Origin of the sequence: Paenarthrobacter sp. CM16 (assembly GCF_013179505.1) — a bacterium.
Lineage (GTDB): Bacteria > Actinomycetota > Actinomycetes > Actinomycetales > Micrococcaceae > Arthrobacter.
The window spans coordinates 18,841-31,094 of the sequence record NZ_JABMCX010000011.1; the positions used below are offsets into that span (position 1 = coordinate 18,841).

At 62.4% G+C, this 12,254-nt stretch carries 12 protein-coding genes and 1 tRNA gene; 8 read left to right on the forward strand and 5 right to left on the reverse strand.

Annotated elements, in window-relative coordinates:
- From thrC to argS, 4 genes are read right to left on the reverse strand one after another with little or no spacing between them, the layout of a single operon-like run.
- Nucleotides 1-1,104, reverse strand: a complete 1,104-nt coding sequence (gene thrC, locus HP499_RS01760) for a threonine synthase (protein WP_172322248.1) — start codon at nucleotides 1,102-1,104, stop codon at nucleotides 1-3.
- Nucleotides 1,105-2,421: a homoserine dehydrogenase gene (locus HP499_RS01765; RefSeq protein WP_172322249.1), complete on the reverse strand. Its 1,317-nt coding sequence runs from the start codon at nucleotides 2,419-2,421 to the stop codon at nucleotides 1,105-1,107. It abuts the gene before it with no gap.
- Nucleotides 2,414-3,886: a diaminopimelate decarboxylase gene (gene lysA, locus HP499_RS01770; protein ID WP_172322250.1), complete on the reverse strand. Its 1,473-nt coding sequence runs from the start codon at nucleotides 3,884-3,886 to the stop codon at nucleotides 2,414-2,416. Before lysA ends, HP499_RS01765 begins: the two co-directional genes overlap by 8 nt.
- Nucleotides 3,887-3,890: 4 nt before the next feature.
- On the reverse strand, nucleotides 3,891-5,555 hold the full coding sequence (gene argS, locus HP499_RS01775) for an arginine--tRNA ligase (RefSeq protein ID WP_172322251.1): 1,665 nt from the start codon (nucleotides 5,553-5,555) through the stop codon (nucleotides 3,891-3,893).
- Between the two features lie 218 nt (nucleotides 5,556-5,773).
- Between argS and HP499_RS01780 the strand changes: the two genes are divergently transcribed.
- The 6 genes from HP499_RS01780 (at nucleotide 5,774) to HP499_RS01805 (ending at nucleotide 10,411) form a co-directional block, all read left to right on the forward strand.
- The gene (locus tag HP499_RS01780) at nucleotides 5,774-6,265 is read left to right on the forward strand and encodes a hypothetical protein (protein ID WP_172322252.1); all 492 of its coding nucleotides are present in this window, start codon (nucleotides 5,774-5,776) and stop codon (nucleotides 6,263-6,265) included.
- Between the two features lie 4 nt (nucleotides 6,266-6,269).
- Nucleotides 6,270-7,142, forward strand: a complete 873-nt coding sequence (locus HP499_RS01785) for an FAD:protein FMN transferase (protein WP_172322253.1) — start codon at nucleotides 6,270-6,272, stop codon at nucleotides 7,140-7,142.
- Entirely contained in the window at nucleotides 7,139-8,641 is a 1,503-nt protein-coding gene (locus HP499_RS01790) for an FAD-dependent oxidoreductase (RefSeq protein ID WP_172322254.1), read from the forward strand. The genes HP499_RS01785 and HP499_RS01790 overlap by 4 nt, the downstream gene beginning before the upstream one ends.
- Nucleotides 8,642-8,760: 119 nt before the next feature.
- Nucleotides 8,761-8,833 (forward strand) — tRNA-Arg (locus tag HP499_RS01795).
- 155 nt (nucleotides 8,834-8,988) lie between these two features.
- Complete coding sequence (locus HP499_RS01800) at nucleotides 8,989-10,029, forward strand: M4 family metallopeptidase (protein ID WP_253951321.1); 1,041 nt, start codon at nucleotides 8,989-8,991, stop codon at nucleotides 10,027-10,029.
- 79 nt (nucleotides 10,030-10,108) lie between these two features.
- On the forward strand, nucleotides 10,109-10,411 hold the full coding sequence (locus HP499_RS01805; RefSeq protein ID WP_172322260.1) for a protealysin inhibitor emfourin: 303 nt from the start codon (nucleotides 10,109-10,111) through the stop codon (nucleotides 10,409-10,411).
- Nucleotides 10,412-10,442: 31 nt separating this feature from the next.
- On the opposite strand, the gene HP499_RS01810 is transcribed toward HP499_RS01805, so the two are convergent.
- A complete protein-coding gene (locus tag HP499_RS01810; RefSeq protein ID WP_172322255.1) occupies nucleotides 10,443-11,411 on the reverse strand; it encodes a GlxA family transcriptional regulator in 969 nt (322 codons plus the stop codon).
- An 81-nt stretch (nucleotides 11,412-11,492) separates the two neighbouring features.
- On the opposite strand from HP499_RS01810, the gene HP499_RS01815 reads away from it, so the two are divergent.
- Both HP499_RS01815 and HP499_RS01820 read left to right on the forward strand, forming a co-directional pair.
- Nucleotides 11,493-11,663, forward strand: a complete 171-nt coding sequence (locus HP499_RS01815) for a hypothetical protein (RefSeq protein WP_172322256.1) — start codon at nucleotides 11,493-11,495, stop codon at nucleotides 11,661-11,663.
- A 155-nt stretch (nucleotides 11,664-11,818) separates the two neighbouring features.
- Nucleotides 11,819-12,254, forward strand: a 436-nt coding sequence (locus HP499_RS01820) for a YafY family protein (RefSeq protein ID WP_172322257.1), incomplete at its 3' end; no start/stop codon positions are given.

Consider the following 12,254-nt stretch of genomic DNA (forward strand, 5'->3'; position numbering starts at 1 on the left):
TTACTTTTCTTCCAGTCCCAGTTCTGCGGCAACGGTGACGACGTCGTTGGGCACCTTGACGGGCTGGACGTCACTGCCATCCTCAGTGCGGAGGGCCCACTGCGGGTCCTTCAGGCCGTGTCCGGTCACCGTAATGACGATGGTCTTGCCCGAAGGAACCTCGCCGGCAGCGTGCTTCTTGATCAGGCCTGCCACACCGGCCGCTGAGCCGGGCTCCACGAAGACACCTTCTTTTGCTGACAGCCAGCGGTGCGCTGCCAGGATCTCATCATCCGTAACGGCCTCAATCAACCCACCGGATTCGTCCCGGGCAGCAACAGCAGTGTCCCAGGAAGCCGGGTTGCCGATGCGGATAGCGGTAGCGATAGTGTCCGGCTCGGTGATCGGGTGTCCGGCAACGAACGGCGCCGCGCCTGCAGCCTGGAAGCCCCACATGATGGGCGTCTTGGTGGCTACAGCAGGAAGAGTTCCGTTTGCGGTCTCGAAAGGCGCGGAGTATTCCTTGTAGCCCTTCCAGTAGGCGCTGATGTTGCCGGCATTGCCGACAGGCAGGACATGGATGTCCGGAGCATCGCCGAGGGAATCTACGATCTCGAAGGCACCCGTCTTCTGGCCCTGGATACGTGCCGGGTTGACCGAGTTCACCAGGAACACCGGGTAGGACTCCCCGAGCTTCCGGGCAATGTCCAGGCAGTTGTCGAAGTTGCCGTCAACCTGCAGCAAGGTGGCACCGTGGGCGATAGCCTGGCTCAGCTTGCCCATGGAGATTTTGCCTTCGGGAACCAGTACCGCGCACTTGAGTCCGGCTGCGGTGGCGTAGGCAGCTGCCGAGGCCGAGGTGTTGCCCGTGGACGCACAGACCACAGCCTTGGCTCCGGCCTCAACGGCAGCTGTCATGGCCATGGTCATGCCACGGTCTTTGAAGGACCCCGTGGGGTTCATGCCTTCAACCTTGAGGTACACCTCTGAGCCGGTGAGCTCGGAGAGCTGCCGGGCGTGAACCAGGGGCGTGCCGCCCTCGCCGAGGGTGATGACCTTGGTGGCTTCCGTTACAGGCAAACGATCAGCGTATTCGCGGATTACTCCGCGCCATTGGTGAGCCACTTAGACCCCTTCTACCCGCAGTACGGATGTCACAGAATTGATGACGTCCAGGCCCTTGACGGCCTCGACGGTTGCTGCGAGTGCAGCTTCGGATGCACGGTGCGTCACGATCTTCAGTTCGGCCGATTCAACATTCGACTCGGAGTCGCGGTGGATCGTTTGACGCATGATCTCGATGGAGACACCGTTTTCCGCAAAGATGTGGGCGATCCTCGCCAGAACGCCGGCCTGGTCAGCTACGTCCAAGCCGATGTAGTAACTGGTGTTGGAGGCATCGATGGCCAGTGCCGGGACGTGTCCGGTGGTGGTTTCCGTCCGGCCGGGGCCACCCAGGACCAACCGCCGTGCGGCGGATACGAGGTCACCCAGGACAGCGGAGGCCGTGGGCGTTCCGCCGGCGCCCTGGCCGTAGAACATCAATTCTCCCGCGTTCTCCGCCTCGATGAAGACGGCGTTGAATGCACCGCGGACAGCAGCGAGGGGGTGTTCACGCGGCAGGAGGGTGGGGTGGACACGCACCGAAATGCCACTGCCGTTATCTGCCGAGTCGATCTTTTCTGCAATCGCCAGCAGCTTGATGACGAATCCGGCTTCTTTGGCAGAAGAGATGTCCGCGGCACTGACCTTGGTGATGCCTTCGCAATAGACATCGTCCAGGGAAAAGCGTGTGTGGAACGAGAGCGAGGCCAGGATGGCAGCCTTCGCTGCGGCATCGTGGCCTTCGACGTCAGCAGTCGGGTCCGCTTCGGCGTATCCCAGGCGCTGGGCCTCGGCCAAGGCGTCCGCGAACTGAGCGCCCGTGGTGTCCATCTGGTCGAGGATGAAGTTGGTGGTTCCGTTGACAATGCCCAGAACCCTGGTGATGCGGTCGCCGGACAGGCTGTCGCGGATGGGGCGCAGGATGGGGATGGCCCCGGCCACTGCGGCTTCGTACGACAACTGGACGCCGGCTTTATCAGCCTCTTCGTACAGGGTGGGGCCGTCTTGGGCGAGGAGGGCCTTGTTGCCGGTGACAACACAGGCGCCGTTCTGGATGGCCGTCAGGATCAGCGAGCGTGCCGGCTCAATTCCGCCCATGAGTTCGATGACCAGGTCTGCGTCCTTGACCAATGTGTCGGCGTCAGTGGTGAAAAGTTCACGGGGCAGCTCAACGTCACGCGGGGCATCGATGGTACGCACCGCAATGCCGGACAGTTCCAAGCGGGCGCCGCTGCGGGCAGCGAGGGCATCGGCGTCGTCAATCAGAATCCGCGCGACCTGGGCCCCCACGTTGCCACAGCCCAGCAGGGCCACCTTCAAGGTTCGCACTTCAGACATTCGCCACTCCCATGTCGCGGTTCAAGAGATCTTCTTCGGTTTCCCCGCGGACAATCAGCCGGGCTGCTCCGTCGCGTACAGCGACAACGCCAGGCCGTGCCAGGTAGTTGTAGTTGCTGGAGAGGGCCCAGCAGTAGGCGCCGGTACCCGGTACTGCGAGCAAATCACCGGCTGCCACATCCGCGGGCAGATATACATCTCTAACAACTATGTCGCCGCTCTCGCAATGTTTGCCCACTACGCGGGACAGCTGCGGAGCCGCTGAGGAGTCACGCGACGCCAAAATCGCCGAATAATCCGCGTCGTACAGCACTGGACGGGCGTTATCGCTCATCCCGCCGTCCACCGACACATAGCGGCGCGGATACGTAACGTTCTTTTGACCGTCTTCACCCTCAGGGGCGTCTACACGGACGGTTTTAAGTGTGCCCACTTCATAGAGCGTGAACGTGGTGCTGCCTACGATGGCGCGTCCAGGCTCGATGGAGATACGCGGTGGCGTGATGTCCAGCTCAGCGCACGTGGAGCGTACGACGACGGCCATCGCCTCTGCGATCTCGGCAGGCGGGCGGGGCGTGTCCACAGGCGTATAGGCGATTCCGTAGCCTCCCCCGAGGTCCAACTCCGGCAACACGATGGAGTACTTCTCCTGCATGGCAGCGAGGAAGCCCAGGAGCTTCCGGGCAGCGACAGCGAAACCATCGGGTTCAAAGATCTGTGAGCCGATGTGGCAGTGCAGGCCCAGCAGTTCGACGCTTGAGTAGGAGGTGGCTGCTGCCACAGCTTCCTCGGCTGCCGAAAGACCCGCCTCTTCGGTGGAGTCCTCAGCCATGGACAGGCCGAACTTCTGGTCCTCGTGCGCGGTGGCAATGAACTCATGGGTGTGCGCATGCACGCCGGGTGTCAGGCGCAGCATGACCTTGGCAATCTCGCCGCGACCGGACGCTATCTTGGCAACGCGCTCAAGTTCATCGAGGCTGTCCACCACGATCCTGCCCAGCTTCATGTCCAGGGCACGGTTGATCTCGGCATCCGACTTGTTGTTCCCATGCAGCCCCAGATTGGAGCCATCGATTCCAGCACGTGCAGCAACAGCCAGTTCCCCACCGGAACACGTATCCAGGCGGAGGCCCTCTTCTGCTACCCAACTCGCCACAGCAGTGCACAGGAAAGACTTCCCGGCATAGTAGACGTCCACTCCCCCGCAGATGTCGGCGAAGGCGGCGTCGAAGGCATCCTTGAACGCACGGGCACGGGCACGGAAGTCCGGCTCGCTCATGACAAACAGCGGAGTTCCGTATTGTTCCTTGAGCTCACTGACGGAGACTCCGTCAACGGTGACCTCGCCGGCGTCGTTCTTGGCAACTCCCGCGGCCCACATGGGTTCCTGCAGCGCGTTGAGGTCCGCCGGAACGGCCAACCATCCGGGAGCAAGCGGAGAAGCGTGATCAGCGGCTGTGTTCATTGCCCTACATCCGTTCCGGCGCCGAAACGCCCAGCAGTTCGAGTCCGTTGGCAAGCACCTGGCTGGTGGCGTCGTTGAGCCAGAGCCTGGTGCGGTTGACGTCCAGGACGGGATCATCACCCTGTGGCGACACACGGCAGGCGTCATACCAGCGGTGGTAAGCGCCGGCAATGACCTCAAGGTGGCGTGCAACGCGGTGCGGCTCGCGGAGTTCTGCGGCCTTGGCCACGATGGACGGGTAGCTGCCCAAGTAGGAAAGGAGCTCATTTTCCGTGGCGTGATCCAGGAGGGAAGCGTCGAACGCGTCCACTCCATCTACCTGGCGCTCCACACCGGCCTCGGCAGCGTTGCGTGCGGTGCCGCGGGAGCGGGCATGCGCATATTGCACATAGAACACAGGGTTCTCGTTGCTGTGCTTCTTCAACAGCTCCGGGTCCAGCGTCAGCGGTGAGTCGGCAGGGAAACGCGCCAGGGAGTAGCGGACGGCGTCTTTGCCGAGCCAGGAAATAAGGTCCTTGAGTTCAATGATGTTGCCCGCACGCTTGGACAGCTTTGCGCCGTTGACCGAGACCAACTGGCCGATGAGGACCTCGATGTTGACCTCCGGGTCATCACCGGCGCAGGCCGCAATGGCCTTGAGCCGGTTGATGTATCCATGGTGGTCCGCGCCGAGAAGGTAAATTTTCTCGGTGAATCCGCGGTCCTTCTTGGAAAGGTAGTACGCAGCGTCTGCGGCGAAGTAGGTTGGTTCGCCGTTGGCGCGGATCATCACGCGGTCTTTATCATCACCGAAGTCAGTGGTCCGCAACCAAACGGCACCACCGTCGTCGAAGACGTGGCCCTGTTCGCGAAGGCGGGCCACTGCAGACTCGATCGCACCGGCGTCGTGGAGTTCCTTCTCCGAGAAGAAGACGTCGAACTCCACACCGAATTCGCCCAGGGTCGTCTTGATATCCGCCATTTGTGCCTCATAGGCAGCGGCACGAATCACCGGAAGGGCGGCCTCGTCCGTCAGTTCCCGGATGCCGGGGTGGGCCTTGAGGACTTCGTCTCCGAGTTCGCGGATGTACTCACCCGGGTAGCCGCCCTCCGGAACGCCACGGCCATGCAGGCGGGAGAGGACGGAGTTGGCGAAGACGTTCATCTGCGAGCCGGCGTCGTTGATGTAGTACTCGGCGGTGACATCCGCACCGGAAGCACGCAGGACCCGGGCGATTGCATCACCCAAGGCCGCCCACCGGGTATGTCCGATGTGCAGCGGGCCGGTGGGGTTCGCGGAAACGAACTCCATATTTACTACGCGGCCTGCGAGCGCCTGGTTGGTTCCGTAGCTGGTTCCAGCCTCCACAATGGCCTTGGCAAGGGCACCGGCAGTGGCAGCATCCACGGTGATGTTGAGGAAGCCGGGACCGGCGATTTCCACGCCGGTTACGCCAGGAATGCCCTGCAGGTGGTTACTGAGAATCCCGGCAAATTCACGCGGATTCATGCCTGCCTGCTTGGAGAGCTGCAGGGCGATGTTGGTGGCCCAGTCTCCATGATCCCGGTTCTTGGGTCGCTCCACTCGCACGGATTCGGGTACGGCAGATTCCGTCAAGGCGATTTCGCCGGTAGAGACGGCGTCCTTAAGGCAGGCGGATATGGCAGCAGAGAGTTCTTCGGGAGTCACGCATCTAGCCTACCGGGGGCCTGCAAAGTCGCGGAATTGGGGGTCGCTTATGTGGAAAATCCAGTCACAGCCGGCGCACAGCAATGGCTGGCCGGTGACACAGACTGAACCATTACGCTGAATCCAACGTTGTGAAGACGTAGGAGGCGACCCCGTTCGCCATCCCCCGAGTACCAGTCCCATGACCCATTTCTTGTCCAGTTGAAACGAGCAGAACCATGACTACGCCACTCCGCAAGAGCATTTACGCCGGAATTGCCGGCCTTTCACTCATCGGTGCCGTGGCCGGGTGTGCGCCATCTGCGCAGTCCCCGGCCGCCGAATCCACGCCGGCTGCCGAAAACGGTGGTCAGGCAAGCACCACAAGCCCTACCTCGTCTTCCTCGTCGTCAAGCTCCACTGCTGCGGGGACTTCCGCCTACAAGGACGGCACCTACAGCGCGGACGGTACGTACACCTCCCCGAACGGCCAGGAGAAAGTTGGCGTGGAGTTGACCCTGGCGGGAGACAAGGTCTCCGCAGTCAATATCACCACGCACCCCTCGAACCCCAACACCAAAAAGTTCCAAGGCGAGTTCGCGAGCGGAATTTCGGCACAAATCGTTGGCAAGAACATCGATGAACTGAATGTTTCCAAGGTGGCAGGATCCTCCCTGACATCCGGCGGGTTCAACGAAGCCGTGGAACAGATCAAGTCCCAGGCCAAGTAGCACCATGCCGCACCCGGACTGGAGCTCCTTCAGTTTTGAGGGCATCGGTACGCAGTGGGAGATATCGACGCCGGAGGCCCTGGCGCCGGCCGTGCGGCGGCAACTGCTGGAAACCGTTAGTGACTATGACATGACGTATTCGCGGTTCAGGCCGGATTCCCTGGTGTCCGGCCTGTCCCGCGAACCGGGCAGTATCACGCTGCCCGGTCATGCTGGAGCCCTTCTTGGGGTCTATGCCGCACTGTACCGGCTCAGCGGGGGCGCCATGACTCCGCTGATCGGCAGCAGCCTGGAACGGCTCGGCTACGATCCCGCCTACACGTTGACTCCGGCCGGGAATCCCGTAGCCCCGCCCCGCTGGGAAGACGTCCTTGACTGGACCGGAACGGCCCTGACCGTATCCGAACCAGTGGTCCTGGATATTGGGGCCGCGGGGAAAGGGCAGCTTGTGGACCTGCTGGCCGGAGTCCTGGGGACAAACGGTCATTCTGATTTCCTCATCGATGGTAGCGGTGACATGCTCCACGCCGGCACCCATCCAGTGGTTGTCGCGCTGGAACATCCCTATGACCCCGGTCAGGCCATTGGAACTGTGGAACTGAACAATTCAGCACTTTGTGCTTCGGCTTCGAACCGCCGCGCATGGGGCGATGGCCTGCACCACGTCCTGGACGGAACCACCGGCAAACCCGTCCACACCACAGTGGCCACCTGGACCATGGCCGGCAGCGCTTTGGAGGCCGATGCCCTGGCCACAGCCCTGTTCATGCTTGAACCGACCCCCTTGCAGGAGGAATTCGATTTCGCCTGGCTCAGGGTGTCCTCCAGTGGTGCCGCCACGTTTTCGGACCGTTTCGAGGGGAGACTGTTCACATGATTGCCGCAAAGTCCCGAGTGGATACCTGGCTGGGCCGATTGACCATGTACCGCTTGATTCTGTGGGTGCTGGGCGTGCTGGTGGTTTACAGCATGGTTCTCAACATCCTGGGCTGGCTGACCTTCGGCCTCCCCGAAATGGCGGTGCACCTGGTGCTCTGTCTGGCGGTGACGTACCTGTCCAACCGGTTGCTGGCAGTAATCTTCCGCGTCAAGCCGCACACAGAGTCGTCCCTGATTACGGGCCTGCTGCTCTACTTCCTGTTCTGGCCCGCGTTCGGGATCACTGATATGACCGGCGTGGCTTTGGCCTGCGTGGTGGCCAGCGTTTCCAAATATGCGCTGGCGTTCCGCGGGCGGCACATCTTTAATCCCGCGGCGGCCGGGGCGTTTGTCACTGGCCTGACGGGTTTGAACATCGCCACGTGGTGGGCTGCAACCCCGGCTATGCTCTGGCTGCTGGTCCCCGGTGTACTGCTTGTCCTGTACCGCACGCGCAAAATGCTGATGGCCACTGTGTTCCTGGTGGTGGCCGCAGGCATCATCACCGTGGAGCTCGTGAGCCGCAGCATGACGTTGGGGCAGGCCCTGTGGCAGTCCGTGGCACAGCGGCCACTGCTGTTCTTCGTGGGTTTCATGCTTTCGGAGCCTCTCACGCTCCCGCCCCGCCGGTGGCAGCAGTTGGTGCTGGCCGGCGTCGTGGGTGTTGTTTTTGCGGTTCCGTACAACTTCGGTTTCATTGCCAACTCCCCCGAACTCTCCTTGTTGCTGGGCAATCTTTTGGCCTTCTTCCTGGGCCAGCGGGGCGGGGTTGAGCTGACGTTCAAGGGCTCACGTGCCTTGACTCCGGGGAGCAGGGAGTTCAGGTTCGAGCCGCAGCGCCCGGTGCGCTTCGCCGCGGGCCAATTCATGGAGCTCAACCTCCCGCACGCGGCCTCGGACGGCAAGGGCCGCAGGCGGGTGTTCAGCATCACCAGCGCGCCGGGCGCTGCCGAGCTGACCTTCGGAGTTGGCATGGCGGAGCCGCTGTCCACGGCAAAGAAGGCACTCATGGCTTTGAAGCCCGGGGACCGGCTTTCTGCCACGGCCGTTGGTGGAGACTTTCTTTTACCGCACGACGCCGGGAAGCCGGTCCTGCTGATCGCTGCAGGAATCGGTATCACGCCCTTCCTCTCGCACCTCGCGGCCGATGCCCCGGCACGCGACGCCGTGGTGCTCTACCTTGCCAAAAGCCGCGATGAATTGGCCTGCGTTGAGCAACTGGAAGCCTCCGGAGCCAAAGTCATCGCACGCCTCGGGGACGGTTCCACTCCCCCGGAATTCATGGTCGACGCCGGCGACGCCAGGATCGACGCGGATCGCCTTGTGGAACTGGTGCCTGATGTAGCCGAACGCGAAGTCTTCGTTTCCGGTTCACCGGCGAGCGTTGAGGCCCTGCGTGCCGCAGCCCGCTCAGCGGGGGCCCGCCGGGTCCATGTGGACTCGTTCGCCGGGTATTGATCCAGAACGGCACAGCTGGTGCAAGGCAGGGCTTGCTGCCCGGGCGTCGGGTTTTCATTTGCGGCGCAGTGGCTGCTAAGCTCTAGGACGTCCCACCGGCAACGGAGGGAACCCCGGATGCCCTCGTAGCTCAGGGGATAGAGCGTCTGCCTCCGGAGCAGAAGGCCGTAGGTTCGAATCCTATCGAGGGCACAACGAATACCCCGCCAGAAGCTGGCGGGGTATTTTTGTGTGCCGGTTTCCCGCTATCAGTTCGGGGCTTGCCGGGCCTGCACCGTTATATTGTCGGCCGCTGCTTCTAGGCTGAATCCAATTGGTCTTTCCGATAGCCAAAGGGGTTTGCCGTGATGTGCTCGATCGTACCGCCGTACATGCTTCGCAAGATTGCTGCCCGGAGTGAGCCGAGGCTTCGGGCCGTGGCCAGGGCTGCCAAGGAGTCGCTGCTGCACATCAAAGAACTCCAGGCAATCCGCACGGCGCCCGTTCCGCCTGCCCCGCCCAGCGCCCGCCAAGCCAAGCCCGGACCGCCCAAACGGACCATTTACGATGCTGAATCCTTGGAAGTCCTGCCCGGCCGTGTTGTCCGGAAGGAGGGCGCGGCGCCAGCCGGGGACGTGGCCGCCGATGAGGCCTACGACGGCCTCGGAAGCACTCATCGCCTTTATGGCGAGATCTTCGGCAGGGATTCCATTGATGACGCCGGCCTCGCCTTGGATGCGACCGTTCACTACGGCAAGCTGTACGACAATGCCTTTTGGGATGGCTCCCAGATGGTCTTTGGAGATGGCGACGGTCAGATCTTCCAGCGTTTCACCAAGTCCGTCAGCGTCATCGGCCACGAGCTCGCCCACGGGGTTACCCAGTACACGGCCAACCTCGCCTACCGTAACCAGGCCGGCGCACTGAACGAGTCCATGTCCGACGTCTTTGGCGTCCTCGTGGAGCAGTACCTCAAGCAGGACTCTGCGGCGAATGCCAGTTGGCTCATCGGTGAGGGCCTCTTCACCGACCAGGTCCAAGGCGCTGCTTTGCGCTCCATGAAAGCCCCGGGTACCGCTTATGACGACGACGTCCTGGGCAAAGATCCCCAGCCGGACTCCATGGACACGTACGTCCGCACCAGCGCGGACAACGGCGGGGTGCATATCAATTCCGGAATCCCCAACAAGGCCTTTTACGTCGTGGCCACTGAGCTCGGCGGCAATGCGTGGGAAGCACCCGGACAGATCTGGTATGGCACCCTGACCAGCGGAGCGCTGCCCGCGACGTGCACTTTCGGGAAGTTTGCCAAAACCACTGTTGCCACCGCCGTGGAACTCTTCGGTTCCGGTTCAGCGGAACATGACGTCGTCCTTAAGGCATGGGAGACTGTGAAGGTCAAGGTTTAGTCGGATGGCGGGACCGGACAGCCCGGTGCGGTCCCGCTGGCTGACTGACGAGGAAAAGTCGAACGAGAAGCAGCCGGCCATGAAGATCACCGTTCAACGCAGTGGGGGAATTGCAGCGATGACACGCGTCTGGAGCGTGGAGGCCGTCTCCCCCGATGAGAAGGAACGCTGGGTTCCGATGGTCGAGGCTTGCCCGTGGGAGGAAGCCAAGAACCAGGCCCGGGCCGCCAACGAGCCCGACCGGTTCATGTACTCCATCAGGGCAGGCCAACACCGGGCAACCCTTCCGGACCGCGCCGTTACCGGACCTTGGCAGGAACTGGTGGAGTGCGCCAAGGCCGAGGGTTCCGAGTCCCGCGGGCGGCTCGGAGGCCGGCGCTGAAGGACCTCAACGTCATGACCGCCCGCTGTCCTTAGATGGCCTCCGCCAACTGCCCACGGAATGCGCGCCGGTAACTTTGCGGGCTCGTGTCCAGCACCTTGGTGAAGTGGTGGCGGAGCAGCACCGAATGCCCGAAGCCTGCTTCCCTGGCGATCTCGTCGATGTTCAGCTCCGTACTCTCGAGAAGTTCCTGTGCCCTGAGCACCCGCTGCGAATTCAACCAGGCCGCAGGGGTAGTTCCTGTTTCCGCCCGGAAGCGCCGGGCGAAGGTCCTTGGAGACATATGGAGGCGGGCCGCCAACTCGTTCACGCTGTGCTCCTCGTCGAGGTGTTCCACCATCCACCGCAGGAGTTCTTCCATGGGTGCCGAACCACAACGGGGCATGGGACGGTCGATGAACTGGGCCTGACCACCATCGCGATGCGGTGGAACCACCATGTCGCGCGCAATGGCGGCAGCAACGTTGGCTCCCAGTTCAACGCGGACCAGGTGGAGGCAGGCATCGATTCCGGCAGCTGTGCCAGCGCTGGTGATGATGGTTCCGTCCTGCACATACAGGACGTTCTCATCCACTTTTGCCGCCGGGTACTTGTCCGCCAAATCCTGCGAATAATGCCAGTGCGTGGTGCACCGGCGCCCGTCCAGCAACCCTGCCCGGGCCAGGGCATAAGCGCCGGAGCAAATCGACATCACCCATGCGCCCCTGGCATGGGCGGCGCGCAAAGTCTCCAGCACCGACTCAGGGATTTCCTGGTCCCGGCCGAATGGCGCCATGATGACGAGGTCTGCATCGGCAGCTGCGTCGAGGCCGAGGTTCACATGGAGGGAGAGGCCGGACTTCATGCGGATATCGCCGGGTTCCGGTGCAACCACCCGGAAGTCGAAAGCCGGAACGCCGGCACCCCTGTCCGTCCGGTCGATGCCGAAGACTTCGAAAGCCGTGCCGAATTCGAAGACCGAGAAGTTGGGAACCACGATCACTGCCACTGATTTCAACATATCTCCAGTGTGGCAGAAAATTATCTAAATGGGGCATTTCTGCCACTGTTTCTTGACCTTCCACAGGAGCAGGCTTGAGGCATGGAAATCTTCGGAATCATCCTCTTCATCGTCCTTATCACCGCCGTCGCAGCCACCGTCTCAGCCTTGTTGAAGGACGGCCGCGGCCACAACCCGCCTATTGAATCCAAGGAAGCGTGGACCGCTTTCGACGCTCCCAGCACCCCGTACTGGAACCCCCGCATCTACTAGGAGATGCCAGGCAACTGCATCGCTTCGATGACCCATCACCCACCCAACGCCCGCCGTTCCCGGACTTCTGCGCAGATTCCCCGAATGGCGGGTGTTCCTTCGCCGGCCCACGCGGCGGGGGTTCACCATCCTGCATATGGACTAGATTCACTTGCATGATCCAAACCTCTGCCCGCCTCCTCCAGCTCTTGTCTCTGTTGCAGGTACGCAGGGAATGGACGGGTCCGGCCCTCGCGGAGCGCATGGGCGTGACCGAGAGGACCGTGCGGCGCGATATCGACAAGCTGCGAAACCTGGGATATCCCATCCATGCATCCCCGGGGATAGCAGGCGGTTACCAACTGGGGGCGGGAGCACAACTGCCACCATTGCTACTGGACGACAACGAAGCCCTGGCGGTTGCACTGGGTTTGAATTCCGTGGCCGCGGGGCCGGTGGCCGGGATTGGCGAGGCCTCTGTACGCGCCTTGGCAAAACTGGAACAGGTCCTGCCATCAAGGCTGCGCCCCAAGTTCGCCATGCTGAAAGCAGCGGTGACCACCTTGCCCAGCAATGCGGCCACGGTTGATCCGCAACAGCTGACGGTGGTTT